Annotated in this window: 28 protein-coding genes and 1 tRNA gene; 21 read left to right on the top strand and 8 right to left on the bottom strand. The window is 58.7% G+C overall.

The features are described from left to right. The first annotated feature begins 24 nt into the window (after positions 1-24). The 5 genes from AAZQ98_RS11285 to AAZQ98_RS11265 all read left to right on the top strand — a co-directional run bounded on the left by AAZQ98_RS11285 (position 25) and on the right by AAZQ98_RS11265 (position 3,858). Complete coding sequence (locus AAZQ98_RS11285) at positions 25-1,206, top strand: ThiF family adenylyltransferase (protein WP_434692301.1); 1,182 nt, start codon at positions 25-27, stop codon at positions 1,204-1,206. Continuing rightward, entirely contained in the window at positions 1,203-1,610 is a 408-nt protein-coding gene (locus AAZQ98_RS11280; protein WP_434692300.1) for a molybdenum cofactor biosynthesis protein MoaE, read from the top strand. Before AAZQ98_RS11285 ends, AAZQ98_RS11280 begins: the two co-directional genes overlap by 4 nt. 48 nt (positions 1,611-1,658) lie before the next feature. Continuing rightward, a complete protein-coding gene (locus AAZQ98_RS11275) occupies positions 1,659-2,075 on the top strand; it encodes a hypothetical protein (protein WP_434692298.1) in 417 nt (138 codons plus the stop codon). Between the two features lie 401 nt (positions 2,076-2,476). Continuing rightward, positions 2,477-2,779: a hypothetical protein gene (locus AAZQ98_RS11270; protein ID WP_434692296.1), complete on the top strand. Its 303-nt coding sequence runs from the start codon at positions 2,477-2,479 to the stop codon at positions 2,777-2,779. A 371-nt stretch (positions 2,780-3,150) separates the two neighbouring features. Continuing rightward, the gene (locus AAZQ98_RS11265) at positions 3,151-3,858 is read left to right on the top strand and encodes a GNAT family N-acetyltransferase (RefSeq protein ID WP_434692293.1); all 708 of its coding nucleotides are present in this window, start codon (positions 3,151-3,153) and stop codon (positions 3,856-3,858) included. Positions 3,859-3,872: 14 nt separating this feature from the next. Here AAZQ98_RS11265 and AAZQ98_RS11260 read toward each other — a convergent pair whose 3' ends face one another. Continuing rightward, positions 3,873-5,066, bottom strand: a complete 1,194-nt coding sequence (locus AAZQ98_RS11260) for a M20 metallopeptidase family protein (protein ID WP_434692292.1) — start codon at positions 5,064-5,066, stop codon at positions 3,873-3,875. Between the two features lie 709 nt (positions 5,067-5,775). Between AAZQ98_RS11260 and AAZQ98_RS11255 the strand changes: the two genes are divergently transcribed. After that, entirely contained in the window at positions 5,776-6,045 is a 270-nt protein-coding gene (locus AAZQ98_RS11255; protein ID WP_434692730.1) for a molybdenum cofactor biosynthesis protein MoaE, read from the top strand. Between the two features lie 216 nt (positions 6,046-6,261). Here the strand turns inward: AAZQ98_RS11255 and AAZQ98_RS11250 are convergent, their stop codons facing one another. Next, entirely contained in the window at positions 6,262-7,098 is an 837-nt protein-coding gene (locus tag AAZQ98_RS11250) for a DUF2971 domain-containing protein (protein ID WP_434692290.1), read from the bottom strand. 720 nt (positions 7,099-7,818) lie between these two features. On the opposite strand from AAZQ98_RS11250, the gene AAZQ98_RS11245 reads away from it, so the two are divergent. Then, entirely contained in the window at positions 7,819-8,577 is a 759-nt protein-coding gene (locus tag AAZQ98_RS11245) for a hypothetical protein (protein ID WP_434692288.1), read from the top strand. A gap of 196 nt (positions 8,578-8,773) precedes the next feature. Here the strand turns inward: AAZQ98_RS11245 and AAZQ98_RS11240 are convergent, their stop codons facing one another. Next, positions 8,774-9,730, bottom strand: a complete 957-nt coding sequence (locus tag AAZQ98_RS11240; RefSeq protein ID WP_434692285.1) for a helix-turn-helix transcriptional regulator — start codon at positions 9,728-9,730, stop codon at positions 8,774-8,776. Positions 9,731-9,834: 104 nt separating this feature from the next. Here AAZQ98_RS11240 and AAZQ98_RS11235 point away from each other — a divergent pair, with 104 nt between their 5' ends. Next, positions 9,835-10,380, top strand: a complete 546-nt coding sequence (locus AAZQ98_RS11235; protein WP_434692282.1) for a DinB family protein — start codon at positions 9,835-9,837, stop codon at positions 10,378-10,380. Here the strand turns inward: AAZQ98_RS11235 and moaA are convergent. Further along, entirely contained in the window at positions 10,377-11,417 is a 1,041-nt protein-coding gene (gene moaA, locus AAZQ98_RS11230; RefSeq protein WP_434692280.1) for a GTP 3',8-cyclase MoaA, read from the bottom strand. The two genes, AAZQ98_RS11235 and moaA, sit on opposite strands and share 4 nt — an antisense overlap. Positions 11,418-11,554: 137 nt before the next feature. On the opposite strand from moaA, the gene modA reads away from it, so the two are divergent. The 12 genes from modA to AAZQ98_RS11170 all read left to right on the top strand — a co-directional run bounded on the left by modA (position 11,555) and on the right by AAZQ98_RS11170 (position 22,108). After that, the gene (modA, locus tag AAZQ98_RS11225; protein ID WP_434692278.1) at positions 11,555-12,334 is read left to right on the top strand and encodes a molybdate ABC transporter substrate-binding protein; all 780 of its coding nucleotides are present in this window, start codon (positions 11,555-11,557) and stop codon (positions 12,332-12,334) included. Next, entirely contained in the window at positions 12,327-13,133 is an 807-nt protein-coding gene (locus AAZQ98_RS11220; protein ID WP_434692275.1) for an ABC transporter permease, read from the top strand. The genes modA and AAZQ98_RS11220 overlap by 8 nt, the downstream gene beginning before the upstream one ends. Beyond that, entirely contained in the window at positions 13,130-13,882 is a 753-nt protein-coding gene (locus AAZQ98_RS11215) for an ATP-binding cassette domain-containing protein (protein ID WP_434692272.1), read from the top strand. The genes AAZQ98_RS11220 and AAZQ98_RS11215 overlap by 4 nt, the downstream gene beginning before the upstream one ends. Further along, on the top strand, positions 13,879-15,126 hold the full coding sequence (locus tag AAZQ98_RS11210; protein WP_434692269.1) for a molybdopterin molybdotransferase MoeA: 1,248 nt from the start codon (positions 13,879-13,881) through the stop codon (positions 15,124-15,126). Before AAZQ98_RS11215 ends, AAZQ98_RS11210 begins: the two co-directional genes overlap by 4 nt. Beyond that, positions 15,123-16,001 carry an NTP transferase domain-containing protein gene (locus AAZQ98_RS11205; protein ID WP_434692266.1) on the top strand — a complete coding sequence of 293 codons (879 nt, stop codon included), beginning with the start codon at positions 15,123-15,125 and terminating at the stop codon, positions 15,999-16,001. The genes AAZQ98_RS11210 and AAZQ98_RS11205 overlap by 4 nt, the downstream gene beginning before the upstream one ends. 601 nt (positions 16,002-16,602) lie before the next feature. Next, the gene (locus AAZQ98_RS11200) at positions 16,603-16,758 is read left to right on the top strand and encodes a hypothetical protein (RefSeq protein ID WP_365943103.1); all 156 of its coding nucleotides are present in this window, start codon (positions 16,603-16,605) and stop codon (positions 16,756-16,758) included. 53 nt (positions 16,759-16,811) lie between these two features. Next, positions 16,812-17,354, top strand: coding sequence for a YaeQ family protein (locus AAZQ98_RS11195; protein WP_105658829.1), 543 nt, complete (start codon positions 16,812-16,814; stop codon positions 17,352-17,354). A gap of 97 nt (positions 17,355-17,451) precedes the next feature. Beyond that, positions 17,452-18,654, top strand: a complete 1,203-nt coding sequence (locus AAZQ98_RS11190) for a glycerophosphodiester phosphodiesterase family protein (RefSeq protein ID WP_434692264.1) — start codon at positions 17,452-17,454, stop codon at positions 18,652-18,654. Between the two features lie 1,319 nt (positions 18,655-19,973). Next, positions 19,974-20,198 (top strand): helix-turn-helix domain-containing protein, encoded by a 225-nt coding sequence (locus tag AAZQ98_RS11185; RefSeq protein WP_434692262.1) that lies wholly within the window; start codon positions 19,974-19,976, stop codon positions 20,196-20,198. A gap of 215 nt (positions 20,199-20,413) precedes the next feature. After that, the gene (locus AAZQ98_RS11180; RefSeq protein ID WP_434692261.1) at positions 20,414-21,163 is read left to right on the top strand and encodes a hypothetical protein; all 750 of its coding nucleotides are present in this window, start codon (positions 20,414-20,416) and stop codon (positions 21,161-21,163) included. Between the two features lie 12 nt (positions 21,164-21,175). Beyond that, entirely contained in the window at positions 21,176-21,868 is a 693-nt protein-coding gene (locus tag AAZQ98_RS11175; protein WP_434692259.1) for a hypothetical protein, read from the top strand. A gap of 21 nt (positions 21,869-21,889) precedes the next feature. Next, complete coding sequence (locus AAZQ98_RS11170) at positions 21,890-22,108, top strand: hypothetical protein (RefSeq protein ID WP_388024347.1); 219 nt, start codon at positions 21,890-21,892, stop codon at positions 22,106-22,108. A 383-nt stretch (positions 22,109-22,491) separates the two neighbouring features. On the opposite strand, the gene AAZQ98_RS11165 is transcribed toward AAZQ98_RS11170, so the two are convergent. Both AAZQ98_RS11165 and tadA read right to left on the bottom strand, forming a co-directional pair. After that, positions 22,492-22,582, bottom strand: a tRNA-Ser gene (locus AAZQ98_RS11165). A gap of 94 nt (positions 22,583-22,676) precedes the next feature. Then, the gene (gene tadA, locus AAZQ98_RS11160; protein ID WP_434692256.1) at positions 22,677-23,153 is read right to left on the bottom strand and encodes a tRNA adenosine(34) deaminase TadA; all 477 of its coding nucleotides are present in this window, start codon (positions 23,151-23,153) and stop codon (positions 22,677-22,679) included. A 169-nt stretch (positions 23,154-23,322) separates the two neighbouring features. Here tadA and upp point away from each other — a divergent pair, with 169 nt between their 5' ends. Next, positions 23,323-23,970 (top strand): uracil phosphoribosyltransferase, encoded by a 648-nt coding sequence (gene upp / locus AAZQ98_RS11155; RefSeq protein ID WP_332488309.1) that lies wholly within the window; start codon positions 23,323-23,325, stop codon positions 23,968-23,970. A 35-nt stretch (positions 23,971-24,005) separates the two neighbouring features. Here upp and AAZQ98_RS11150 read toward each other — a convergent pair whose 3' ends face one another. Together AAZQ98_RS11150 and AAZQ98_RS11145 are read right to left on the bottom strand one after the other, a co-directional pair. Further along, on the bottom strand, positions 24,006-25,517 hold the full coding sequence (locus AAZQ98_RS11150) for a sensor histidine kinase (RefSeq protein ID WP_434692254.1): 1,512 nt from the start codon (positions 25,515-25,517) through the stop codon (positions 24,006-24,008). Further along, positions 25,514-26,254, bottom strand: a complete 741-nt coding sequence (locus tag AAZQ98_RS11145) for a response regulator transcription factor (RefSeq protein WP_434692253.1) — start codon at positions 26,252-26,254, stop codon at positions 25,514-25,516. Before AAZQ98_RS11145 ends, AAZQ98_RS11150 begins: the two co-directional genes overlap by 4 nt. Positions 26,255-26,763: the final 509 nt, after the last annotated feature.

Raw genomic sequence — 26,763 nt, 5'->3', positions numbered from 1 at the left:
CGCGCCTAGGCGATAAGGAGCACGATGAAAAGCGAACGCGACTTTCCCGCGCTTGTGGCCCCCGGGCCGCCACTGAGCGGGGAACAGGCTGCACGAGCTGCACGTCAACTCTCGTTGCCCGGATTTGATGACACCGCGCAGCGCCGGCTGGCCGCCGCCCGGGTACTGGTTATCGGCGCGGGCGGGCTAGGCAGCGCCAGCGTCCCGTATCTGGTCGGAGCAGGGGTAGGCACCATCGGCATCGTGGATGATGATGTCGTGGAGCTATCCAACCTGCACCGCCAGGTCACGCACACCACCGCTAATATCGGTCTGGCCAAGACCGCTTCCTTGGCGCAGGCCGCCACGGCGCTGGACCCCAATGTGAAGATCATCGAGCACAACCTGCGCCTGGATTCATCGAACGCGCTTCAGATCTTTGCGAATTATGACCTCGTCATCGATGGCAGCGACAACTTCCCGACCCGATACCTGTCCAATGACGCCGCGCAGCTCACGGGCATCCCGCTGATCTGGGGATCGATCCTGCAGCATCATGGACAAGTTTCCGTGGCCTGGCATGAGCATGGTCCGGGTTACCGCGACCTGTTCCCGGTCCCGCCTGCCCCGGGCACCGTGCCGGATTGCGCCGCCGGGGGCGTGCTGCCCGGATTGTGCGGAACCGTCGGTTCGCTGCTGTCCACCGAAGCCTTGAAACTGATCGCCGGAATCGGCAAGCCGCTGGTGGGCAAGGTGCTGATCTACGATGCGCTGGCTGCCAGCACCCGCACCCTCGAATTCTCGCGGGACCCCCAAAGCGTTGAAGTCACCGAGCTGATTGACTACGTGCTCTTTTGCTCGGGAACGCTGCCTGAAGCTGAAGGCATCGGCGCCAAGGCGCTCGCCGAAGCGCTAACTGGTGATGCAGCACCAGTCTTGTTGGATGTGCGCAATGATGACGAACGCGCACAACAGCATATTGCCGGTTCCTTGCATCTGCCCCTTCCTGAGCTGGAAGCAGCTATTGAATCCGGGGCCGAGCTGGAACAGATCCCGGCACGGGTAACGGTCTATTGCGCACGCGGTCCTCGCTCGCAACGCGCGGCCGCCTTGCTCGCTGGCCGGGGCATCAAAACAAACTACCTTGAAGGCGGGCTTCCCGCACTGGCTGAAGTGGCCCCGAAGCTGCTGGCCGATCATGCACACACCGAAGGAGCCCGCTCATGAGCTACGCGTTGATCACCGAAGAACCTATCGACGAGGCCGCAGTGCGCGATGCCGTGCAGTCCGATACTGCAGGCGCAGTGGTGATGTTCCACGGAATCATTCGTAATCACGACGGCGGCCAGTCGGTGAACTCCCTGGACTACTCGCATCACCCGCAGGCGCAGGATTTCCTGGAGAAAATCCTTGCCGAGGAAGAAGAACGCACCGGGCTGAAGCTTTCCGCTGTGCACCGCGTGGGTCAGTTGAAGATTGGCGACGCCGCGCTGGTGGCTGCTTCGGCAGCAGCGCACCGCAAGGAAGCATTCGATGCCATTGAGAATCTGGTGGAACGCATCAAGGCCGAGGTCCCGATCTGGAAGAAGCAGCACTTCACGTCTGGCAGCTCCGAATGGGTTGGGCTGTAGGCTCGATACTGCTTCACTTATGCAACTAATGGAAAGCCGGGCTTGCCTGTGGCTGACTATCCTCCTGGCGTAGGGAGCAAGACCGACTATAGGGAAATCATGCCGGGAGAAATTCCTCGCGATGAATTCCTGGTGTCCAGGCTTCGACAACAATGTCTGCCGCTTCCGAATGTGGAGACCGCGACTTTGTCGATGCAACACGCACTGGAATTTTCGACGCAGAAGATGCTTTCCAAGCGAGAGCTACACAAACTGACACACGACTTTCTGTTGGCTTTGCTCGGCGTTGAGTTCGACAGGACCAGCCTGAACTCCGCGATATCGAATGTCGCGAGTGCGGTCCTTTCTCTTCGTGATGCTCCGCGAACAGTGCAGACAATAGACGACGTCTTGCTTGCGAGTCATGCGTATTTTTGGCTCGAGAATATATCTGCCGAAGCACTGTTAGAAGGTTCTGAATGCTAGTGCCGATTCGAAAAGCTTTTTGCGACCATCGTCGCTTTGGTACTGCTATCAATGATTATTTGCTTCTTTATGTTCTACGCACTGTGGCAGAACGCGGATAGCGCAGCGATTCGCCGAATGGAATCCGGCTCCGCGGTTCAACCAGGGTAACTGCTCGAGGACGCAAATTGATGTGGGGCGCGGCTCAAGGTTCACTACTGGTCATCATCGTCTTGGACGTCTTGGCGATCCTGTTTGCCGCCACGGCATTCTCTGCCTTCCACCGGGAAGACGTAGTGAGAGTGAAAGCCTCTCGTCTTTCGGCATGACGCTTCATCCCTAAACTTTTGCCGCTGTCCGACAGTTTTAAACATCGAGGCCAGCGCTATTCTGTGTCTACCCATTCGCGCTAGGGTTGGCTTATGGAGACTTCCAAGCGCCAAAACTATGTTGACTACTTGGTGGATGAATATGGGTATGAAGCTCACATAACGCCGTGGGGGATCTGCATTGATTTTCCGAACTTTGACGATAATGGCCGTGCGATCGTTAAATGGCGGGTTACAGAAAAAGACATTGCCAGCTTGAATGGGATTAGGATGCCACGTGGATTCACTGGTGGTGAGCAATATGCATTCTCGGAATTGATAGCGGCCCTTCACACTTTCACTGGTTCACGAGGAATCATGTACGGGGCAAGCATGAGGATCGAAATTGAAGGCTAAGACATGTCGGAAGCGCCATGGCCGCTCTTTTCTTCAATATAGCAGCGAAGCATCATTACTAAACGGCACGCTCGATTTGCGTTGTCCGGACGAGGAATGGGCAAACGAAAATTTGTTGAGGGAACGGAAGTTGCAATTCCGATTCCCTTCAGGACGTGTCTGCGTGAGCCTCGAAGCATCATAAATGCCGGCTATCGGTTCGTTCTGTTTCCACCGGGATTTTCCTGAAGCGCAACCACGTCATGACCTTATTTGTTACCGAAGTATCGAGTATCTGCCATTTCGGACCCTGATAGGAGGCTGGCTGTTCCCGTCATTCATTTTGGTCGTCCATACAATAACTCCGACGTGAAATCCGCTAGTCTTTCGGCATGACGCTTCAATCTGACACCATCGCGACTATCCGACAATCTTGGGCATCTATCCTCGGTGTTTCGTCAGAAGCATTAGCAGGGGGTGAGGACCGCGTTTATCGCGAGAATAACGATAGCTCGGTACTCATGTTCGTTTCATTATTTGGCACCGGGGTTTTGGTTGGTCCTTCATGGGCGTTAGAAGCTGGCCGAGAGCTACCCGATTCGGAACTAGTCAGCCACGCGAAACTTTTGGAACTCAGCACTCCCTATGGTGGGCGGGCTCTCGGGGAAGCGAAGCTGTACTTCAGCGATTCAGCTCCAGTATTGCCAAACCCAAACGCAGAGCTGAGCCGTGCACGAGCGCACGCTGTTGATCTAGAAACAGCCTGCCCAGACGAGGACACCGCGGAAGTCGGCTTGAGTGAGATGGAGAATACCTTCATTTTGCTCAGTGAATCAGAACGTGATTCGCTTCCTGTGGCGGGTGCTGGCTATGACGTGTGGGAAGAAAAACTGGCCCACCTCGGCGCGCTCGTAGCACCTGCCAATCGTCGAAGTGGACTCGGTTTTCAATCTGTCGCTTTTGCTCAGAAGCATGCAATGGATGCCGGCCTGATTCCTCAATGGCGCGTGCACGTTGATAATGCGGCGTCAGTCATGACGGCGCTGCGCGCCGGGTTTGAGTATGCGGGGACCCAAACCACCGTAATTCTCAAGAACTAGCGCAGCTCCTATGTTCAGTGGGCGGTGCGTTTGAAAGCGATGGCTGCCAGGGCTGCGGCCTGATCTGCGAGCACCGCGTCATCAAAGACGACACGTGGCGAGTGATTCCACTCTGCTTCCGACGCGTTCAATTCCGGTGGAGTGGCCAGCAACGCGATGAATGTGCCGGGAACTTCATCGAGCACAAAAGCGAAATCCTCAGATCCCATCATTGGTGATGGCATGATCGCCACGCGCTGTTCGCCGTAGATTTCGCGCATCGTTTCCAGTGCCGCTTCGGTCTCGAGCGGATCGTTAACGGTCACCGGGTAGAGCATTTCAAAACTCACGTCTGCGGTGAGCTCATGGGCTGCTGCCACACCATTGATGACACGTGGCAGGCCTTCTTCCAAAACAGCCAGCGATTCGTGGGACATGGTGCGGATAGTGGCCGCCAGCTCGACGCTTTCAGGGATGACGTTGATAGCGCCGTTTCCGGTGGACAGCCGGGTGATCGAGAGGACCACCGGGTCGAAGGCATTGAACCGTCGAGTCACGAAGCTCTGCAAGGCCAGGACGAGCTCGGCCGCTGCTGGAACTGGATCCAAGGTCTGGTGGGGTTGCGAGCCATGTCCGCCACGACCATGTAATGTGACGCTCAGTTGGTTCGATCCGGCCGCCACCGGGCCGCCCCGTGTTGCGAAGATTCCGCGTGGACCGGGGCCCACATGGACCGCGTAGGCGGCAACAGGAGGTTCGCCGGCTGCAGAAAGCAGTCCCTCTTCGAGCATGATCTTGGCGCCACCATGGCCCTCTTCGCCTGGCTGGAACATGAAGATGACCGAGCCATGAAGTTCACTTTGGTGAGCCGACAGCAACTTGGCTGCGCCAACTAGTCCCGCGGTATGCAGATCGTGGCCGCAGGCGTGCATGTTGCCGTTGGCAGAGGCGAAGTCCAGCTTGGTCTCTTCGAGAATCGGCAATGCGTCCATGTCGCCACGAAGCAGGACGGTCGGGCCGGGCCGTTCTCCCCGGAGCACTGCGGTGACCGAGGTGGTGCGCGCGCCGATGGTGATTTCCAACGGCAGCCCTTCGAGGGCGTCGAGCACCTTCTGCTGGGTGCGGGGCAGATCGAGACCGAGCTCCGGGTCCGCATGCAGCTCTCGGCGCAGTTTAATCAGTTCGGGAAGTACGGTTTGTGCATCAGCTTTAAAGTCGGCAGTGGTCATGAATCAGCCTTTCAGGGAGAGTGTTCGGCGCGATTACAAGGGCCTTCGGAGGGACCTCAATGATGATCAATATAACCATGCTGATGGTTCAATCTTTAAGTAGTCTCTAGTGAGAGCTTTAATCCTAATGATTTAAATGCGTTCAGCACGCCAGCGACTATACTCCCCGGGCTCGCCTTGCAAGCCATTCCCAAGGCTGTTTTTGTTGCATCTCACAACTTTCGCAGTCGAGAGAAATGACTGGACGACTATGAGCCGGGCGGTTGTCTAGGTTCTTTCGGTTGAATATCGCTCACATTGGCCAGCGCATAGCCAGCCCGTACGCTGCCCAATGCGGATCCATATTCTCGGCGTGCACGAGGCCACTATTGGCGTCAATCAGTTGGATCCGGGATCCGCGGCTGCTGCTCTTTGGAGCGGGCATTAACTCGTACGCTTACTTCAGGTTCTCCGCTGTCGGGTCATCCAGCGCGTACAAACTTTGCTGCGTCCCTGTCTGGCGCTGGAAGGGATGTAAATAGCAATGCCTTTGCCATGAGGTTTCTGTGTACGTTCCAGATCTAGTGCCACCGGGTAGTGGCGGGTGCCAGCGTCAAGATGGGCATTGCTCATGAGCTACGCGCTAATCACCGAAGAACCAATCGACGAATCCGTAGTTCGCGATGCCGTGCCGTCTGATACCGCCGGCGCCGTGGTGCTCTTCCACTGAATTATTCGCAACCACGACGGCGGCCAGTCGGTGAACTCCTTGGACTACTCACGCCACCCGCAAGTACAGGATTTTCTTGAGAAGACCATCGTTGAGGAAGAAGAACGCACGGGCCTGAAGCTTTCCGCTGTGCGCCGCGTGGGTCCTCTGAAAATCGGAGATGCCGCATTGGTCGCCGCCTCGGCAACCGCTCACCGCAAGGAAGCGTTCGATGCCACTGAGAACCTGGTGGAACGCATTAAGGGTGAGGTTCCCATCTGGAAGAAGTAGCACTTCACCTCCGGTAGCTCCGAATGGGTCGAGCTGTAGCCGTCAGATGTCCTGGGTTGCCCTGTTGTTTGCCGGGACGCTGGGATCCCTCCGTTCATAGTGTTGCTGTTGAACTGGCTCTATTTCGCTGAAATGTAAGCGTCCTCAGGATCATGAAGGTTTGGCGAATGGACACTCAGTTTGGAAATAGATTCATCTTCGAAGTTGGTGCAAGGACTAGGGCCGAAACGGAATCGTAGATTTGTCCACTTCGACATCGTCATACCCAAGACTTCGCAACAATTCAGTGACGACAAGTGAGGTTTCAGCACGAACAGTGGGGGCTGAGCGGACGCTTACTATTGGAAGTCTTTGCTCTTTTGGGTGCTGCCCGGCGTTCGAATGAAGCACCACGTATGGAACAAGGCGTCCTGAGGCCTGACGGTAATGAACCTGAGGAGAGTCGCGAAGGGTCATGACAAATCGGATTTCCCGTTCGTCCTTAAACGCAGGATGCTTGAGACACGCAACGAGGCGTTGGAGTCTCATGATGTCATAACCTTTTTCGAGACCCTTGATGATTTCAAGACTCTTCGGGATCGTAGGGATTTGCTCCAACGTGACCTTCCAAAGTGTTTCCATTTCCTTCCTGCTAGATTTGAGCAACACATCTTTAACTATGCGTAGTTGCTCTTGAGGATCGTAGATCACTGGCAACCATCCTGGAGTTGTCAGTCCTGGGATTGATATTGATCCGCGAGAATTTGGTGCTTGATCAGAAAACAACTGTTCACACCGGATACCTATACAAAATCCGTCGTTACCTGCATAGTTGCGCCACTGGGAAAGGGAATCATTGTCTGTGCTCGCTGATAATATGAAGCATCCTTGAAGGCTTTGAACGAATGCAGCTGAATCAACGATTTCGGTCCAATGATCCGTGATATCGATAGGCAAGGCGTGTTCTATGCGTAATTCATCGATTGCAGTGCGAAGAATGCCGACACCGTATTTGACTTCTTCCTCGTCATTTAGCACATGTGAAGCTGACGCCCACAGTTGGTGGTTCTGCAAGATCCCTAATAGTCCTCCGCTATCAGTGTAGTGATACACGATGTCTGGTGGAGGGCCCCCGAGTCCGTCTACGTGCATTTCTAAGTATTGGTCGTTTGAGGGTGGTGGCATCTATTTACCTTTCGTTTCCTGAATGTAGAGTTCGCGTAAAATTTGGAACGGTGCGGGATGCTGACCTTTTCACTTTCGTAAGCGTTTCGCAACTACTTCAGCTAGTCAAGGTAATAGATTCGCCTTTTCGGTTTGCATTATTGGAGGTTTAGAAAACATACACGAGGTTTACTGTCTGGATTGCCTCAATACTTGTGATCTAGTTTTATCTGTGTTCCATTGTTTTTAGAACCGAGTTTTGTGACACCTCGGTGTTGAGAAACTTTTGCTTTTCAACGACTTTTGAATTCTTTCGAAGTTGCGACGTAAGTGTCTCATAAATGGCTATTTTCGGTATCCACGAGACAGCCAAAATTTAGTTCGCCTGCTCATCGGACAACGAGCCAGGACTTCCCTAACTGGCGGGTGCTGATGCACGTCGGCTTCATCTAACTCCCCAAGAACGAGATTCACGATTTAGTTGCGTAGGACGTTACTCCGATCATAATTAAAGGCATCCGCTGCGATCTGATCGGCGGCAGGAATCTGGGGAGACGCGCTGTGGGCAAAGGTAGACGAATTCGCAACGAACAGGCGAGAGCGGAACGAGCCTCACCGCATTCCCTATCGATGCGAATTGCATATAAGGACGAACAAGAAGTCATCGACCATGCGGCCACAGTCGGCGATACGGCTGTCTGCTTCTACCCGAGGAAGAGTGAGCTGGGGAGGAGGGTGCTAAAAGCGCTTCGCGCTGGCGCCTTTGAGAAAAGAGAACGGCCAGATTTCGAGTGCACCGATCCAGATTCAATGTTCTTGTTAGAAGAGATGAAAGTCGATGATCATGTGCGGATTGGTAGAAAGGGCAAGGACGAATCCCGAAGCAATGAGGCTGAAATACTTAAGGAGCTTCAAGAAGCCGGGTTGCTTGAAATGTTCCCGGAGGCAAAGATTATTACTAGCGTCAGCAGTCGGCTCGGAACGGATAGAGACCATAACTACCGAGCCTACGTGGAGCACTTCGCACGTAATGTACGAAAACATGCACGGAACGACGTGCACTACCGCGATGAACTTCCAAGCGCTTCCTTGGGGTATCTTGTATTCGACGAATCAAGTGCCTACTTCGAATCTCTTTCAACGGGATCCGCGCTCGGCGTCGGCTTAGCCGGTCGGCCACATGTTTGGTACTGCGACGAGGCATTCGTCAGCGTTGTTATGGAGTCAGGCGTCGATTTTATTATATGGCTAACCCCGTACAAGGTAATGTACAGTCAGGAATTCGGACACGTGCGTCTTCCGGAAATGACGATCATCGACGTTGGATTGCTTGATAGCAAAGAGCTCGAAACTTACGATCTGAAACGAATGAAGTCTACAGAAAATTAGTCAGCTTTAGGCAGCTAAAACTGACTGACAGGGTGCGGGGCCGGAGTCGAGTAACGTATCGTCAGCGACGCCCCTCGATTATGTTGAGCGTGGTCTCCCTCTTTGACAGACTTTTAGATTTCGCCCGGCACCTGTAGCGGATCTTTAGGTGAAATATCAATATGCGCCATGGGCTCAACTACCGTTTTGTGTTTCATCATCCACGAGATACGCCTGAGAAGTTAGAAATCCAAGAATCCAAAAGTGCTCGCAGTTCTGCTGGCTGAATATCGCTGACGCTCGCCTCGCTCATCGCTAGGCCGAACGCTGCCCAGCGCAGATCCATATTCTCGGTGCGCACGAGGCAGCTGTTCTCATCGATCTGCTGGATCTGGAACCAGCGGCCAATGAGCGGCTCCAGCTTTTCGGCGCTGGCCTGGATCCGGGCGCTCACTTCTGGTTGCCCGCTGCCGCGCAATCCTGCGCGCACGAAGGCCGCTGCGTCGCCACCTGGCACTTCACGCGGCGCAAACCGCAATGCCCTGGGTGAGGGGTTCAATGCGCGATCCACCCGGAAACTGCGCCAATCATCGCGGTCCAGATCAAAGGCCACCAGATAGTAGCGGTTGCCCACATTCACTAATTGGACCGGTTCTACCCGGCGCGAGGTTTCTGCTGACTTGGCGTCCTTGTAGTCGAAGGCGATTCGTTCATGATCGCGGCATGCCTGGGCCAATGCCACCAGTACCGCTGGATCCACCGGATCTGTTGCGGAGGACTGGGAATTGAGCGGGACAGTGCTCGCGGTCAGAGCCTGCGCCCGCTTCCTCAATCTGGCTGGCAGTACGGGCACAACTTTTCCCATCGCCCGCAGTGCCGCCTCGGCCAGTGCGGAAGATCCGCCATGCACGGTGGATTGCAATGAGACTACCAGCGCGACGGCTTCCTCATCGTCGAGCACCAAGGGAGGCAGCGCGGTGCCGGAGGCCAGCTGGTAGCCGCCGCCCACGCCGCGATCAGCCTGCACCGGATAACCGAGATCGCGGAGCCTGTCGATGTCCCGGCGAACGGTGCGCAGGCTGACATCCAGGCGTTCGGCGAGCTCGTCTCCTGACCAATAGCGATGGGTCTGCAGCAGCGAGAGCAGGCGCAAGAATCTGGTGCTGGTACTCATGCAACAAGTCTGCCTTGATTTAGGACAAAAACTGGCACTTTTCACTTCTACTCTGGTTATTACCAGCTGGAAATACCGGCTGCAGCTTATGCCAGGAGGCAATCATGAGCACCATGGCCATCACCAACACCACCCTCACCGGCGAACGCGCTGACCTGCTCCAGGCTCTGGCCAACGCGAGGCATTTCCTGCGTTTCACTGTCCAGGGCCTGAACGACGAGCAGGCATCGCAACGCACCACGGTGAGCGAATTGACCCTCGGCGGATTGATCAAGCACGTGACCGCGGTCGAAAAGCAGTGGCAGGGATTCATCGTCATGGGACGGGCGGCCATGGCCTGGGACGGAGCGGATTTCAGCCAGATGCCGCCCGAGGCGGTCGAAGCCTTCCTCAATGAATTCCGCATGCAAGACGGAGAAAGCCTGGAAGAGCTGCTGGAGAACTACGCGCAGATTGCCGACCGCACCGACGCGCTGCTGGCAGAGGTGGACCTGGATACCGTGCATGAGCTGCCCTCGGCCCCATGGTTCACCGACAAGCAATGGTCGGTGCGCCGCACCTTGCTGCACATCATTGCCGAGACCACCCAGCATTCGGGGCATGCGGACATCATCCGCGAATCCCTGGACGGGCAGAAATCGATGGGCTAGCCCCCGATGTAGGACATCTCGATGCGCTTGCGGTTGCCCGGGGTCAGCGCGGCGCGCAGCTCCGAGTAGTTGTCATCGCGCTTGCGCCAGTGCCCGGTCAGCGCCTTGGCAAGATCCTCGTCGCTGATCCCGTCGCGCATCAGCTGGCGCAGGTCATAGCCCGAGCCGGCAAACAGGCAGGTGTACAACTGGCCTTCGGCCGAAACCCGGGCGCGCGAGCAATTGCCGCAGAAGGCATTGGTGACACTGGAAATCACGCCGATCTCCCCGGCTCCGTCCTGGTAGCGCCAGCGGTTGGCCGTTTCACCCGGTTCGGTTTTAGTCACCGGTTCCAGAGCCCAGCGCCTATTGACCATGGCCACGACCTCGGAGGAGGGCAGCACCTCATCCAGCTTCCAGCCGTTGGTGGTGCCCACATCCATGTATTCGATGAAGCGCAGGATCGCCCCAGTGCCGCGGAAGTGCTCGGCCAGCGACAGGATCTCCGAGTCATTGACCCCGCGCTTGACCACGGTATTGATCTTCACCGGACCCAGTCCCACTTCGCCGGCGACGTCGATGGCGTGCAGTACCCGGGAGACCGGGAAATCCACGTCGTTGATGGCCTTGAACTTCCCGTCATCCAAGGAATCCAAGGAGATGGTCACGCGATTCAGCCCGGCTTCCTTCAACGCAGGTGCGAGCACCGGCAGCGCCGACCCGTTGGTGGTCATTGCCAGATCCACCGGCTGGCCCTCGGGGGTGCGCAGCTTGGCGAGCATGCTCACCAGGTCCACGATGCCGCGGCGCAGCAGCGGCTCGCCGCCGGTCAACCGCAGCTTGGTGACCCCCAGCGAAACGCTGACGCGGGCCAGCCGCTCGATCTCCTCGAAGCTGAGCAGCTCGGAGCGCTCGCGGAAAACGAAGTCGCGGCCGAAGATCTCCTTGGGCATGCAGTAGACGCAGCGGAAATTGCAGCGGTCTGTCACCGAAATCCGCAGGTCATGCAGGGGCCGTCCACGGGCATCGCCCAGGGTGCCGGCCGCTTGTGCTTTCATACACTCCACAGTAGCCCCCGGCACCGTTGCGTGGAAGACGGTTAACCTGAAAGTAACAAATCAAGTACGCAAAATGGATCGGCCCCGGTTGGCGCAACGGTAGCATTGGCACCAGCCCCCGATTTCAAGGAGATCCCATGCAGCACCGCCCGTTTCCACGGTTCCGAGCCTTTGCCGGGCTCGCGGCGGCCGTGCTGGCTTTGACGGGCTGTTCGGCCAGCGGCTCTTCCGATCAGGCCGCGTCCGAACCCATCACCATTTCTGCGGCGGCCTCCTTGCAAAGCGCCTTCGAGCAGATCTCCGGGGAATTCACCGCTGAGCACCCGGAGGTGCAGATCGCCGGCATCTCCTATGACGGCTCTTCGACCCTGGCCACGCAGATCCTTGAAGGCGCGCACGTGGACGTCTTCGCCTCGGCCGATGAACGCAACATGCTGGAGGTAACCGAAGCCGGGTTCGGCCACGAGCCGGTGATCTTCGCCAGCAACACCATGGTGATCGCGGTACCGCAGGAGAACCCGGCGGATATCGATTCGCTGGAAGACCTTGCCGAGGCCACCACGGTGCTGTGCGCGCAGCAGGTGCCGTGCGGCTCGGCCTCACGCCAGCTGCTACAGGCCCAGGGCGTCGAAGTGGCCCCGGCCAGCGAGGAGCAGAACGTCACCGCGGTGCTGCAGAAGGTGGCCGCCGGGGAAGCGGATGCCGGACTGGTCTACGCCACCGATGTGCTGGGTGACGAAAACGTCGCCGCGATCGTTCCGGAAGGAGCCGACGAGGTCGTGAACACCTATCCGATCGCCACGCTGGGCCAGAACCCCGGTGCGCAGGCCTTCGTGGACTTCGTGATCAGCGAACGCGGCCAGGAAATCCTGGCAGAGCACGGTTTCGGCACCGGGGCTGCACAGGCCAATGGCTAGCGATACCGGGGTACGGGTTCCAGGCTTCGCCATTGCCCCGGCCTTGCTGGGCGTGGGGTTGCTGGTGCTGCCGCTGCTGGCGCTTCTCACCCGTGCCAGCTGGTCCACGCTGGTGGCCGACGCCACCAGCCCCCAAGCCCTCTCGGCGCTCTGGCTGAGCTTGCGCACCGGGGTGGCTGCCACCGTCCTGTGCGTGCTGCTCGGCGTGCCGCTGGCGGTGCTGATGGCCCGCAGCTCGGCCCGTGTAGCCCAGCTATTGCGGGCCTTGATCGCCGTGCCGCTGGTGCTGCCGCCCATGGTCGGCGGCGTGGCCCTGCTCTTCCTCTTCGGGCGCACCAGCCCCATCGGCCAGTTCATCGATTCCCTGTGGGGGATTACCCTGCCCTTTTCCACCGCCGCGGTGGTCATTGCCCAGAGCTTCGTGGCCCTGCCCTTCCTGGTGCTCTCCGTGGAAGGATCGCTGCGTGCCGCCGGCGCCGGGTACGAACAAGCCGCCGCCACCCTGGGCGCCGGGCGCTGGATGGTGCTCACCCGCATCACCTTGCCGCTGGCCGCCCCCGGACTGGTGGCCGGCGTGATCCTGTGCTTCGCGCGGGCCATCGGCGAATTCGGGGCCACCGCGCTATTCGCCGGCAACGCGCCGGGGGTTACCCAGACCATGCCGCTGGCCATCTACACCGCGTTCAACGGGGCTGGAACCGGACGCGACTCGGCCGTTGCCCTGTCGATCCTGCTCCTGGCTACCGCGGTAGTGGTGCTGCTGCTGGTGCGCGCCTGGCGTCCGGGGGCCTTGAAATGACATTGAAGGTTGCGCTGCGCGTGCCGCGCACCGGATTCGACGTGGACGTTGAATTCGAAGTGCCTGCCGGCAGCACGCTGGCGATGATGGGCCCCAGCGGCTCGGGCAAGTCCACCATTGTGCATGCCATTGCCGGGATCCAGAAGATTGCCGAGGGGCGCATCGAGCTTTCCGGTTCCCTGCTGGCCGACGCGAAGCAGCACCGCCCGCCGCACCTGCGCGAGGTGGGCCTGCTGGGCCAAGACCCGCACCTGTTCCCGCACCTGGATGCGCTGAAGAATATCGCCTTTGGCGCCCGGGCCGGGGGACTGGACAAGGCTGCCGCCAAGGCCGTGGCCGCCGAATGGATCGGGCGGCTGGGACTGGAAGAAATCGCCACCCACCGGCCCGAGGCCCTCTCCGGCGGGCAGCGCCAACGCATTGCGCTGGCCCGGGCCTTGGCCGCCCAGCCCAAGATCCTGCTGATCGACGAGCCCTTCGCCTCGCTGGATGTCGAAGCCGCCATGGACATGCGCGCATTGGTGCGCGAAGAGCTGGAACGTACCGCCACCAGCGCCATCGTCGTCTCGCATTCGGCCGCCGACACCTTGGCGCTCGCCGATGACCTGCTGGTGCTGGAACGGGGAAGCATCATTGCGCAGGGAACTGTCGAGCAGGTCTTCGCCGATCCGGCCAACCGTTTTGTGCGCGCGGTGGTGGCCACCTTGCCAGCGCAGCACCCCAGGAGCATCCAGGAAGAGCAGCCATGAGCACCGTCAATGAACCCGTGGAACTTGAAGTGCACCGCGCGCGGCTGCTGTCGCAGGTCGTGCCGTTGGCCCCGCAGCAGATCGAGGTGGCAGGCGGTTTCCCCCTCCTGCACGGCGCGGTGCTGGCCGAGGATGCCACCTCCGCGCACCCGTTGCCCTTGTGGGACAACTCGGCCATGGACGGCTATGCGGTGCGCTCCGAGGATACCGCTGAGGCGCCAATTGCCCTGGAAGTCGTCGGCGAAGTGCCCGCGGGCAGCGGCTGGGACCCGAAGCTGGAACCGGGCCAGTGCGTGAAGATCATGACCGGTGCTCCGATCCCGACGGATGCCGATGCCGTGATGCGCATCGAGGACACTTCAGCCGCTGCAGATGGCTGGGATGCCGAAACCGTGCAGATCCATGGGCCGGTGCCGGCAGGCAAGGACATCCGCCGCAGCGGCGAGGACAAGGCCGCCGGTGACCTGGTGGCCTATGCCGGCGAGCAGCTCACCGCGACCCGTCTTTCCGCCTTGGCGGCAGCCGGTGCCAGCAAGCTGTCGGTGCGCACACAGCCCAAGGTGGCCGTGCTGGTCACCGGGGCGGAATTGCTTGCGCCCGGTGAAAGGCTCTCGCGCGGGCAAATCCCGGAAACCAATTCGCTGCTCATGGCAGGGCTCCTGGCTGAATCCGGCATCCAGGCAGCTACCGTGGTGCACTGCGTGGATGACACTCAAGCGGTCCGCGAACAGCTGGAGGTGCTCGGCTCCACGCATGATGCCATCCTGAGCACTGGGGGAGTAGGCCCCGGCGCCTACGATGTGATGCGCCAGGTGCTGGAAGCCGAACCGGCAGTGCGGGCGGCCCGGGTGAAGATCCGCCCCGGCCAGCCGCAATGCGCGGGCCGTTTGGAGGCCGGCGCGATGGTCTTCGCCCTGCCCGGCAACCCGGTCAGCGCAGCGGTCAGCTTCGAGCTGTTCGTGCGCCCGTGCCTGCGGGCCATGCAAGGCCACCGCGAGGTGCTGCGCCCGACTTTGCGCGCCATCGCCGCGGTGGGGTGGAAAGCCGCGGCCGGACGCATGCAGGTCATCCCGGTAGTCCTCGAGCAGGGGGAGCAACTGCGGTGCGCACCGGCGGTTCAAGCCAGCAGCATTTCCCACTCGGTGGGCGGCTTCGGCGCTGCCCAGGGCTACGCGCTGGTCCCGGCTGGCGTCAACCAGATCCACCCCGGCGATGAAGTCGAAGTACTGGGGATGATCCCATGAGCACGCGGCAGCTCGCCAACTTCAATGCCCTGGTGCTCGCCGGCGGCAGGGGCTCTCGGCTGGGCGGCGAAGGCAAAGCCGAAATACTGCTGCACGGACAGCGTCTGGTTGACCGCGTGGTCGCCGCGGCCCGCACAACCGGCGCACTACGCATCGTTGTGGTCGGCCCGGATTCCGCGGGCACCAAGGCCGATTCCGTTCTCCGGGAGGATCCGCCATTCGCTGGTCCCTTGGCGGGCATCGCTGCCGGGCTTGCAGAACTAGCTGCCAGCGCAGGCAGCGACTGGACTATGGTTCTGGCCTGCGACCTGCAACGGCCGGTCGCGGTGGCCACCGCGTTGATCAACGGCTTTGGGCAACGCGCAGCCGATGGCTTGCTGCTGGTTGACGCGCAAGACCACACCCAATGGCTGGCTGGAATCTACCGCACCTCGGCACTGGCCTCGGTCTGCGCAGAGTTGGGCGGGAACCTGGTCAATGCCCCGGTGCGCCGAGCCTTGAATCAGCTGCAGCTGGCGCGGGTACCGGTGGATGATGAAACCAGCAGCGACATTGATACCCCGCAGGCACTGGAAAGCGCCCGCCAGAATGAAAGGAAAGCCATGGCACAGCATTTGCCACCCGAAGCACTGAACGATTGGCTGGAAGTAGCCGCCAAGGAATTGGGTCTGGACTCCGGCGAAGTGGATATCGCTACCGTGCTTGATGCAGCCAAGCATGTAGCTCACGAAGTAGCCCGGCCGGCAGCGCCTTTGAGCACTTTCCTGCTCGGACTTGCGCTGGGCAGCGGCAAGGGAGACTTGTCCGGGCTGTCGGAGCAGCTGGTTTCCCGAGCGCATCGATGGGCCGACGAGCATCCGGAGGGCATTGCATAAGTAGCACCGTGTTCCCTTCGCCTCAGCAGCGACCGGCCGTCATGGAAGGCCAGCTGCACCGGGTGGTCGACGGAAGCGGATTCCGGATTACTCACCAGACCCCCTGTTATCTGGGACTTTGCAACCAGCGTGAGCGGAGGCCAGAGGGCCCACCGGACGGGCAGTTCGCGGCGCGAGGATGTTCAGGCAGATGTATGGCTATGGACCAGCTTCTTGCGCTGCGCTGGATAAAGGCCCGTCGATGGCAGGCCGGCGCTCCAGATATCCCGGAAGCTCGTCGGATCCCCAGCAGGTGGCCAGTGGGCCTCAGTGTAGACCATGCTGGCAGGATGTGAAGCCCAAGAAGAATCGTGGCGTCGGTAGCGGTTCCGCGTGCTTGGGTCGGGCGCACCACGACGTGCGCGTGCACCTCGTACTGGGCTTTTCGGTATCAGTCGGTGGATAGCGCGAAGTGGGCTGCCAGATGATATTGAGCGGAGTCCCGGTAGCTGCATGCTCGAACTGTTGAGCTCCTTTGCCAGTGGCTCAAGGGGCTGAGTGGGAAAACTGCCACCCCTAGATATGTCTTTTATCCGCGAGCTGTATCAAATAGGATGTATTTATGAAGACCTTGTTCGTTGTTTCTGCCATTCTTTTTGCTGCTTGTTCGGTGCTTTCCTTTAGCGGAAATCCAATGGTTGGCATCTTTGCGGCCGTGGCCAGCTTGTCATCGCTGGCAGGATTCTTCGTGGTTCGAAACTGCGAGGCGAAGGCTTAGCCCACGTACCTCTCGTCGATGGAGCTGCGGCGTTCACGGTAAACTCGAGAACTATGGCTATCGGCGCGACTATACACACCTTTGAAGTTCAACTTGCTGATGTAGATCGCGGGGTTTACGAGGATCTTTCGCTCCGTGTTGCGCAGCATCCGTCAGAAACCGATGCCTACATGGTCACCCGTGTGCTGGCCTACTGCCTCGAGTATGAAGAAGGCATCGCCTTCTCGGCCGGAGGCGTTTCCACCGGGGAAGAGCCAGCCATTTTGGTCAAGGACCTGACCGGACTCATCACCGCGTGGATTGAAGTGGGTGCCCCTGATGCCCAGCGCCTGCATTTGGGCAGCAAGCGGGCAGACCGCACCGCCGTCTACACGCACCGCGATCCTGCCAAGCTTCTGGCTTCTTGGCGTGGCAAAACGATCCACCAGTCGCAGGAGATCATGGTGCGCTCCTTCGACCCCAAATTCATTGATGCAGCGGCCCAAGCATTGACCCGCCGCAACACTATGTCCGTCTCGGTGACCGAGGGGCAAATCTACCTTGAATTGAACGGGACGAATCTGGAAACCCAGTTCAGCACGCATGAGATTGAGTAGAAAAGCTTAATCTCTGATTCAGCTCAGTGTGGGATCGCAGTCATCAGCGCGCGGAAACATGGCCGGTGTACACCAATGACACCGACGGAAGTGCTCCATGAAACTGCGCAATATCACCCTTGGCACGGCAACTCTGGCTTTGGCCGTCACATTGGCAGCTCCCGCCGTAGCTGCTCAGATCGAACCGACTGGATCTGATCCACTGATCATCGGCCACCGCGGAGCAGCAGGCGTGGCACCGGAGAACACTTTGGCTGCCATCAAGGCAGGCAGCCAGTCCGGCGCCGAATTCATCGAAATCGATGTGCAGCTGTCCAAGGACGGAGTACCGTTCATCTTCCACGACGGAACGCCCTCCCGCACCACAAACGTGGCAGAGGTCTTCCCTGACCGCGTCAATGACCCCATCACGTCATTTACCTGGGAAGAACTGCAGCAGCTCGATGCCGGTTCCTACTTCTCAGACGAGTTCGAGGGAACGAAGATTCCGCATTTCGATGAGGTTCCAGGTGCATTGACCGGTGGCACGGGAGTATTCATCGAAATCAAGGATCCAGCCAAGTCCCCTGGCGTGGAGAAGCTGGTAGCCGACGCGCTGGCTGAGGATCCTGAATGGAAGGCACTGGCAGAGGCCAACAAGATCGAGGTCCTCAGCTTCGATGCAGCATCCAACCAGATCTTTGCCCAACTGGCACCGGAAGTACCACTGCAGCAGCTGACCGGAACCGTGCCTTCTGCCTCGGAACTGGCAAACTACGCGACCTACGCGGATTCTTTCGGCACTAGCTACCGCACCCTTGACGCCGCCGGTGCGCAGCGCGTGAAAGACGCAGGCTTGGGCCTGGGTGTCTACACCGTCAACGCCGTCGAAACAGCCGATGCTGCACTGGCCCTGGGTGTCGAGCGAATCACCGGCGACTTCCCAGCGCAGGTGAACCGCCACATCGCTGGCCAGAAAGATTTCCCTGCCAACAATGGCGTGGTGATTGCCAACGCGATCAATGACGTACCGGGAGATGACATCGCCCCAGAAAATGGCGAGCACGTGATCCTGGACAACACCGGAAAGCGCACCATCGATGTCAGCGGCTACATCATTCGCGATGCCGCTAACAACATCCTGGAAATTGGCGAAGGATACAAGCTGGAACCAGGGGAGCAGTTGCGCGTGTACTCGGGTCCGGGTACCAACAGCGAAGAAGCCTACTACGTGGACGGGCCAGGAATCCTGAACAACGGTGGCGACTCGCTAGCGCTGTGGCATGCCAAGGGCAAGCTCACCGATACCTTTGCGAACTAGCTCTAGGTAGAGCGAACCCCCGGGAACCATTGTGGACTGCTCCCCAGAATTTGGATAGGGAAACCAGTACTACTTCCGGGGAGCATTCCACAAAAATGGGGCGGTTTTCCGTATTAAGGCAGGCAACCCGCCAGCACTTGGGGGACGCTGACGGGTTTCACCAGCGTGAGGCCGCTCTTGGGGAAACGAACTCAATGCCTGACTGGTGACTTTTCGTAATTGGCCTAGGCCAATAGCTACTGTAGTTGCAGGAGAGTGAAAGGTGAAGTGGGCGGGGATAAAATAAAAACTTTTCCCAATTCCAAAAATTCTCTAGGCGTTATGGGCTTAACGAAGTATTCTGTGCATAGGTTTCACGCCGGACTAACCTTTTTTGGGGAATCGGAAGTCTTTGGGGCGATGGATGGGGATCCATCGCCCAGCGCAAAACTCGCAACCAGCCCTCGTTGATGATCGAATCAGCGAGGGCTGGATTAGTTTAAGTGACAACACGCGGGTGGATTCTCACGAGCAACAAGGCCGCACTCCCCAGTACGGGTCGGGATTTGAATCTGTTGTGGATTCCCAATGAATCAGACCAGCCTCTTTGCCTACACCTCGCTCGACGCTAGGGTGATTGATAGGCGGCCTGACCCAATGCCCCGGGAAGGGTCCGCTGTGATCGGTTGCACCGTTTGTTTGCCTTCTTGCTTACCGTTTGTTGGCAGCAACTGTAGCTGGGAACCCCTATCGGTGGTTTCGGTGTTGTAGTAGGCTCCGGGACCACCGCCAGCTTGGAACGCGGACACTAGCTGTTTGGATTCAGCATGAGAACGACGGTCATGGATGCCGTCAGTTTGGTGATCCGTAAGTGCAAGCGAAATTGCGACTGCGATCTTTCGCCTTGTCTTCGTCATTGTTGTATGTACGTTGTTGGAGAGTTCCATCCGGTTCCCGCCAAACGACTCGATAACTGTAACCGTGCTTTAGCTCTCGTCGTTGTACCGTCGCCACTTCTACCTTTAACCCGGTTGTTCTATCTTTAATGCAACAGATCCGGAGTTTAAGGCAACAAGCCGATTTGAGATAAGAAAAACCCCGGAATCACAAGGATTCCGGGGCTATTCAACGCGGTGACGGTGGGAGTTGAACCCATTATGCAATTCACCCGATTGTTGGGGTCACCCTTAGGTTCCTTGTTATTACTGGAATCTCAATACACCAAGTCACAGGTGCTCACCACGGCTATCAGGTGCTTCTGCATCAAAATGCACCACGACGGATTCGCGTGTAGCTTTTCAGTGGTTTCGCATATTCGCTTTAATCGAAAAGCTTGATATATGAACATTCCTGAGCATCGACGCGCATTTGGCGACAGAGTTCGGGCGTTGAGGAAAGCCAAGGGATTTACGTCGCAAGAAGCCTTTGCCAACCACCTTGAACTAGACAGGACTTATGTCAGCGGAATCGAGCGTGGTCGCAGGAATCCCACCTTGGACATCATCGTGAAGATTGCCAATGGTCTCGGCGAGCATCCATCTGCCCTCCTGTCGACCATCGAGTAATCCGGGGGCGGGATTCGCCCCTCCTACTTAAGTAGTATTTACGCCGTTCTTATTTAATGGTGATTATTAAACGTGCTCGTATCTGAGGCAATTCGATCCAGACCGAGGACTTTTGTTGCGGAGGCTCGATTTCGGTCGACCCCCGCTTGGCACGGCAGATGATGCGCCGATCTTTACGAGGATGTAGATTTCGATTCATTCAAAAGGTGATAGTCGTGAAGCTCAAACTTCACTCGATTGCGGTCAGGTCAAATGAAGACCACTGCATTCCAATCCCAACATCAAGACAACAATCCAGCTCCGGGGTCACGTACCTCGCGATCGCGTTCGTGGCAATCGCTTCCCTGGTCCTGAGCCTGAGTACGGCTTTGACTAAGCCAGCGGCGGCCGCTTCGTCTCCGGCTGTGACCAGCATCGCCAGCTTCGGCGAGAACGCCGAGATTCTGTCGAAGTCGGAGGCCCTCCAGTTGGCCAAGAATGCCGATCTTCCAACAGAGTCGCTCTCAGGTCTGAAAGTTGACCGTTCCGGCGTCCAAGCATGGTCGATGTCAGACGGGACATCGTATGTGAGCTACCCGCTCGTCGGCGACGGCGTCCAGCTCGCCACAGTCGGTGCACTCCTGGACAACTCAGGCAACGTTGCGCAGCGCACAGAGATGGCTTTCGTTGGCGACGATGCATCTGGTCATGCCCGCATGTGGGTTGACGGAAATCTGACCATGGACAAGCAATTGACCACTGCTGACGCGGAAAACAACGTCACCACATATGCCGGTTTCTGGGACAAGCTCAACAACTGCCTTGCCAACGCGGGCATCCCTGGCTGGGTTATTACCGCCATCACTATCGCCTGCGCGGCGGTCTGCGTAGGAACCGTTGGGCTCGGCTGCGTGGGCTGCATCGCGGCAGCTGCGGGCGTCTGGGGCGGCCAGGTCGGCTATTGCATCGACCAGGCCCAGAAATAGGAAGTGGTCAACATGAAAAAGATTTCGAAAGCAATCATCGCGATGGTTGCAGGCTGGGCGATGCTCTTCGCGGTTGCTAGTCCAGTCAACGCTTCCGAAAGCTCGTTCTCAACCAACGAGCCGCTTTCGGATTCAACTGTTGAGCGAGCGATCGCAATAGCTGAGCCGAGTTTCGACGCTCAGCTGCGAAACGGCGCAGAAGTCGATATCAAGCAGGCAAACGTCGCCCGGATCAATGGCTCCAGTTCGCTGATGGTGGCAGTGGCTACGTCTGGCGACGGCCACGACGAGGGTTCGTTCGCCGTTGCCGTCGTCGACGCCGCGGGAGACGTTGTCCAGAGCTTTGCGCAGGTTCAAGTTACGTACACCAGCGACAGCACTGCCGATGTGAAGCAGTGGGTCGATGGGAGTCTCCTTAAGCAGTGGACTGTTGAAGCCACTCCCGAAGCTGAAGCTCAGGCTGCGAAGGCTTTGAGCGCCATGTCTCCTGCAGACTCGTCGGTGGGCGTTGCGGCCGCTGGCAACGAGGGTGTGATCAAGTGCCTCAACGCGCTGGGCATCTCCACCATGGCGGCGCTCGTGATCATCTCCACCTGTGCGGCATTCTGTGCTGTTACCGTTGGAACAGGCTGCATCATCTGCGTGGCTGGGTTCACCGCTGTCGCCGGCGCATCCGTAGGACAGTGCCTGAGCGGTGCCAGCTAGGCACGAGAAAGGAAACGGCAAATGACAAAGCAACCTAGCAATTCGTCTGCCGCCAGGAAGAGTACCGTGGTGGTGCTTCTGTTCCTTGCGGTAGCCGCGATCAATCTGCCTCGCGTCCCTCAGCTTACTGACTACGCCGTGGTTGGATGGGCTGTCGGCGGAGTGCTGCTGCTCGCAGCACTGATCCTGGCGTTCACCAACTATCGGCACCATCCGAAGGCCAGCACTTCACGACAGTAGGAAATGCCTGCTCGTTCACCGAATGAGCCGAGACGAGCACGTCCAGATCCGCTGAGCCTAACCCGAAGAGATCCCCTTGCTGCATCCAGCAGCAAGGGGATCTTTCTCTGCGCCCGGCTTCCTGATGGCAAGCGCGCGTAGCGCGTGCGGCAGCCCGCCGGGAGGCTATTGGTTCGCAGCGTCCTGCTTGCGCGATGCCCAGTAGGGGCACTCTTCACCGTGGTTGCCCCAGTCGCAGGCGTGCGGGCCGGCATGGTGGTGGTAGCCGTGTTCGCAACGCATGACGACCATGTTGCGACGTCCCTCCGCTGAAATATGCACCACATGTGCACCACGCCAGTTCTTTAAAGGAAGAAAACCCCTGGCTGACCAGGGGTTTTCATTGGCGGTGACGGTGGGATTTGAACCCACGGTACGGGGTTACCGTACACAACATTTCGAGTGTTGCACCTTCGGCCGCTCGGACACGTCACCAGACCTGATAACTCTATAACGAACATCAGGTGAAAACAAAAACGAGAGCGCTGATTTTGGCCTGAAGTGTTCCGAAACACATCAACGTCGGGTTCTAGCCGCGCTTGCTCCGGAAGAATTCACGCAACAGGTCACCGCATTCTTCTTCCTTGACCCGCGAGTACACCTCGACCCAGTGGTTCAATCGCGGTTCACGGACGATATCGAAGACCGAGCCGCACGCGCCGGCCTTCTCATCCCAGGCCCCGAAGACCAATTTGGGAATGCGCGAAAGGACTATTGCCCCGGCGCACATGGCGCAGGGCTCAAGGGTCACCACCAGGGTGCAATCGGGTAAGCGCCAGCCATCATCTTGTCCCTTGGCTGCCAAGGACTTGACCGCATTGCGAATGGCGACCACCTCGGCATGCGCCGTGGGGTCCTTGATGGCCTCGCGCTCGTTGCGTCCGGTGGCCAGGACTTCGCCTTCGGGTGAGAGGATGACGGCGCCGATGGGTACGTCATCAGTGGCCAGCGCTTTGCGCGCTTCAGCCAAGGCGAGGTCCATCCAAGCATTAAATTCGTGCACCATAGTGCTTTCACTTTACGTGTTTTGGGACGGTAGCCGGGCGCCCGGAGTGTGGCGCACTGCGCACTGCACTGAAGTTTGCTGTTTCCTTGGGCACACCAAAGTGGTTTAACGGCGGGAAATCAGGGATATCTCTCGATTTGCCTGAGTCGGTGCTGATAGATTTCTACTTATGCGCGTACAGGTAGTCGACCACCCACTGGTGGCACACAAGGTTTCGGTTCTTCGTGATAAGAACACCCCATCCTCGATTTTCCGGCAGTTGACCGACGAACTGGTCACCCTGCTGGCTTATGAGGCAACCCGCGAGGTGAAAACCGAAAACGTTGAGGTGCAGACCCCGGTCGCCACCACCACCGGTACCTCCATTGCCAAGCCGACCCCGCTGGTTGTCCCCATCCTGCGCGCAGGCCTTGGCATGCTCGAAGGCATGACCCGACTGGTTCCGACCGCTGAGGTCGGATTCCTGGGCATGGCCCGCAACGAGGAAACCCTGGACATCATCACCTACGCTGACCGCGTGCCCAATGACTTGGCCGGCCGCCAGGTCTTCGTGCTGGATCCGATGCTGGCCACCGGCGGCACCCTGGCCGAGGCCATCAAGTTCATCTTCGAGCGCGGCGCAGAATCCGTTACCTGCATCTGCCTGATTGCTGCCCCTGAGGGCATCGAGCGTCTGAAGGAAATCCACGGTGGCGATCATCGCGTGCACATCGTGCTGGCAGCGATGGACGAAAAGCTGGACGAGAAGTCCTACATCATCCCAGGCCTGGGCGATGCCGGTGACCGCCTGTATGGCGTGACCCCGCCCATTGCCTAGTTCCAGCTAAGCGATGTGCCCGAAGGCTGCGGTGACTACACCGCAGCCTTCGGCGTTTCTTCACCGGTTTCGGGCGTGTCCAACGGAAGCCGGACCTCGAAGACGGTATCTCCTGGCTGGGAGGTGACCGTGACGGTGCCCCCGTGGGCTTCGACGATGCTCTTGGCGATCGGCAGGCCCAGCCCGGTCGTGCCATCGGAGCCAGAACGCGCCTTGTCGGCGCGGGTGAAACGTTCGAAGACCCGAGGCAGGAATTCCGGGGCAATGCCCTCACCGGTGTCGTGAACCCGGATGATAGCTTCATCGGTGTCTTCGTCTTGGTCCACCGAAACGGTGACGGTGTTTCCGGCCGTCGTGTGCTTGCGGGCGTTGGCCAAGAGGTTGGTGATCACCCGGCGAAGCGAGGCCGAGTCGCCATTGACAATGGTCTGCGGCGCCTGGCAGTCGAACTCCCAATGGTGGTCGCTCGCGGTGAGCTTGAAGTCCTCGGTGATATCCGATGTCAGCGAGCACAGGTCAATTTCGCTGCGCTTGAACGCATTCTCCTCATCCAGCCGAGCCAGGAGCAGCAGATTCTCAACCAGTGAGCTCATTCGGCTGCTTTGCTGCAGAACGCGGTCCACCGAGCGCTGCCCGTCCGGGGAGAAATGCTCAGTGGCCGAGAGCAGCTCGGTGTAGCCGCGGATCGCCGAGAGCGGAGTGCGCAGTTCGTGCGAGGCATCGGCGACAAATTGGCGCATCTGGGCCTGGGACTTCTCGCGGGCGGTCAGTGCGGTGGAGACGTTGCTGATCATCGCGTTCAGCGCATTGCCGACATTGCCCACCTCGGTACCGGGGACTGCATCTTGCGCCGGGACGCGCTGGGTCAGGTCCACCTTTCCTGAATCAAGTTCTTCGGCGGCAACCGAAGCCGCCACGGTGGCCACGCGCTTCAGCGAGGCAAGCGAGCGGGAGATCAGCCACGAACCGGCCAGGCCCGCACCAGCGATCAGGATCAAGGCGATGAACAGCGTCAGCCACGCCATGCCGCGCAACGCCAGATCGGTGCTGTGCAGGGGCAATCCGACAATCAGGATGCCGTTGGATCCAGAGTCCTTGACTGCGACGAGGTAATAGTCGCCCACAGTCAGGTGGGCACGTACCGGCTTGAACTGCCCGCCGGCACGCAACGAGCTCAGCTCCAGATCCACCATCGGGATGGCATCTTCCTGGCTCAGCTGCTTCAGCACGCCGGTGCGTTCGTCCAGCACGCCGCCGTTGAAGACGTATTTGTCGACGAACCGAGCGGTCAGCGTGCCGGCGGACTGGCCGGGGGCATCAAGCCGGGAGTTCACCGCTGGTGCACCCTGCGAATAATTCAGCGCGCGTTCGGTGGTGAGCCGCAGCTGGCTGTTGAGCTGGTCCATCAAGGTCTGGCGCATGCCCGCGTTGTAGAGCAGGCCGAGCAAGACAGATACGGCGGTGACCGAGGTCAGCAGGATGAGCAGCAGTTTGCGCTGCAGCGCGTGCGGCGAGCTCACCCTGGTATTCGGGGAAAAGAAACTCATGCAGCCGGCTTCAGCACGTAGCCAACGCCACGCACGGTGTGGATCATCGGCTCTGAGTCAACGTCAATCTTCTTGCGCAGGTACGAGATGTACAGTTCGACGATGTTCGCCTGGCCGTCGAAATCGTAGTGCCAGACGTTGTCCAGGATCTGCGACTTGGATACCACGCGGCGGGCGTTGTTCATCAGGTAGCTGAGCAGGTCGAATTCGGTGGCGGTCAGCGAAATTTCGCGGCCTGCGCGGGATACGTCGTGCGAGTCCATGTTCAGCACCAGATCGCCGACCACCAATTCAGCGGAATCCGCAGTGGCCGCACCGGAACGTTCCACGAGTCGGTGCAATCGGATCAGGACCTCTTCGAGGCTGAAGGGCTTGGCGACGTAGTCGTCTGCACCGGCCCCCAGGCCCTCGATACGGTCTTCAACCGCGTCCTTGGCAGTGAGGAAAAGTACCGGGATTTCAGGGAAGTGGGTGCGCACCTTGCGCAGCACCTCGGGGCCGTCGAACCCAGGCAGCATCCAGTCGAGAACCAGTACGTCCGGCGCCAGGGAGCGAGCGGTGGCTACTGCTTCGGGCCCATCGTGGGCCATCGTGGCTTCCCAGCCGAGCATGCGGGTTCCCATGGCGACCAATTCCGCCAATGAAGGTTCATCATCGACCACGAGAACTTTGATTGCCGTGCCATCAGGGTGAGTCAGCCGGGGCAATTGCGAAGGGGAGAATCGTGATTCATTCATGTTAATCAGCTTGTCCTATTGCCATGGGCCGAGAATATGTTTTTGCTGTGTGCCAGCTATGACTATAAGTCGATTTTATGCGGGGAAAACCCGAACCGATAGTGGTTAATTTGGTCAACCCCTAAGAACGACGAATGATTGAAGTATGGACGGACCATAGTGATGAATGAATATTCAGGCCTATGAATGGACCGGACATAATGACGAAGTTCTATTGATATGTTGACCATATTGTTTAGTTAAGCGCTTAGGTAGCCTAGAATTGTCTAAAGTGTTGTGCATCACGTTTGGAAACATTCGTCTCACTATGTGGACGCAGGTGTTCATTGTTACTTGCAAGTTGCCAATGTTACGAGGAAACTAGAGGTGTGAGTACGGCGCAGGACGGTAAAAGCACCTCGGATTCCAACATCGAGTTGCCCACGATCGTCCTCAACGAATGCTCGGCGTCCATGGCCTCCAAGTCGAATTATGAGTGATTTGTAATCCGATTTTGGGAGTTATTGACG

Source organism: Glutamicibacter sp. Je.9.36, from assembly GCF_051129975.1.
Lineage (GTDB): Bacteria > Actinomycetota > Actinomycetes > Actinomycetales > Micrococcaceae > Glutamicibacter.
The sequence above is the reverse complement of the archived record's forward strand: the minus strand, read 5'-3'. Positions and strand labels throughout refer to the sequence as shown.

Coding starts and splice junctions, on each gene's coding strand:
- AAZQ98_RS11175 (WP_434692259.1), top strand. CDS start 21,176: ATGAAAAAGATTTCGAAAGCAATCATCGCGATGGTTGCAGGCTGGGCG.
- AAZQ98_RS11245 (WP_434692288.1), top strand. CDS start 7,819: ATGCGAATTGCATATAAGGACGAACAAGAAGTCATCGACCATGCGGCC.
- moaA (WP_434692280.1), bottom strand. CDS start 11,417: ATGAAAGCACAAGCGGCCGGCACCCTGGGCGATGCCCGTGGACGGCCC.
- AAZQ98_RS11195 (WP_105658829.1), top strand. CDS start 16,812: ATGGCTATCGGCGCGACTATACACACCTTTGAAGTTCAACTTGCTGAT.
- AAZQ98_RS11260 (WP_434692292.1), bottom strand. CDS start 5,066: ATGACCACTGCCGACTTTAAAGCTGATGCACAAACCGTACTTCCCGAA.
- modA (WP_434692278.1), top strand. CDS start 11,555: ATGCAGCACCGCCCGTTTCCACGGTTCCGAGCCTTTGCCGGGCTCGCG.
- AAZQ98_RS11265 (WP_434692293.1), top strand. CDS start 3,151: ATGACGCTTCAATCTGACACCATCGCGACTATCCGACAATCTTGGGCA.
- AAZQ98_RS11145 (WP_434692253.1), bottom strand. CDS start 26,254: ATGAATGAATCACGATTCTCCCCTTCGCAATTGCCCCGGCTGACTCAC.
- AAZQ98_RS11190 (WP_434692264.1), top strand. CDS start 17,452: ATGAAACTGCGCAATATCACCCTTGGCACGGCAACTCTGGCTTTGGCC.
- AAZQ98_RS11285 (WP_434692301.1), top strand. CDS start 25: ATGAAAAGCGAACGCGACTTTCCCGCGCTTGTGGCCCCCGGGCCGCCA.
- AAZQ98_RS11200 (WP_365943103.1), top strand. CDS start 16,603: ATGAAGACCTTGTTCGTTGTTTCTGCCATTCTTTTTGCTGCTTGTTCG.
- AAZQ98_RS11235 (WP_434692282.1), top strand. CDS start 9,835: ATGAGCACCATGGCCATCACCAACACCACCCTCACCGGCGAACGCGCT.
- AAZQ98_RS11170 (WP_388024347.1), top strand. CDS start 21,890: ATGACAAAGCAACCTAGCAATTCGTCTGCCGCCAGGAAGAGTACCGTG.
- AAZQ98_RS11185 (WP_434692262.1), top strand. CDS start 19,974: ATGAACATTCCTGAGCATCGACGCGCATTTGGCGACAGAGTTCGGGCG.
- AAZQ98_RS11270 (WP_434692296.1), top strand. CDS start 2,477: ATGGAGACTTCCAAGCGCCAAAACTATGTTGACTACTTGGTGGATGAA.
- AAZQ98_RS11280 (WP_434692300.1), top strand. CDS start 1,203: ATGAGCTACGCGTTGATCACCGAAGAACCTATCGACGAGGCCGCAGTG.
- tadA (WP_434692256.1), bottom strand. CDS start 23,153: ATGGTGCACGAATTTAATGCTTGGATGGACCTCGCCTTGGCTGAAGCG.
- AAZQ98_RS11150 (WP_434692254.1), bottom strand. CDS start 25,517: ATGAGTTTCTTTTCCCCGAATACCAGGGTGAGCTCGCCGCACGCGCTG.
- AAZQ98_RS11240 (WP_434692285.1), bottom strand. CDS start 9,730: ATGAGTACCAGCACCAGATTCTTGCGCCTGCTCTCGCTGCTGCAGACC.
- upp (WP_332488309.1), top strand. CDS start 23,323: ATGCGCGTACAGGTAGTCGACCACCCACTGGTGGCACACAAGGTTTCG.
- AAZQ98_RS11215 (WP_434692272.1), top strand. CDS start 13,130: ATGACATTGAAGGTTGCGCTGCGCGTGCCGCGCACCGGATTCGACGTG.
- AAZQ98_RS11220 (WP_434692275.1), top strand. CDS start 12,327: ATGGCTAGCGATACCGGGGTACGGGTTCCAGGCTTCGCCATTGCCCCG.
- AAZQ98_RS11210 (WP_434692269.1), top strand. CDS start 13,879: ATGAGCACCGTCAATGAACCCGTGGAACTTGAAGTGCACCGCGCGCGG.
- AAZQ98_RS11205 (WP_434692266.1), top strand. CDS start 15,123: ATGAGCACGCGGCAGCTCGCCAACTTCAATGCCCTGGTGCTCGCCGGC.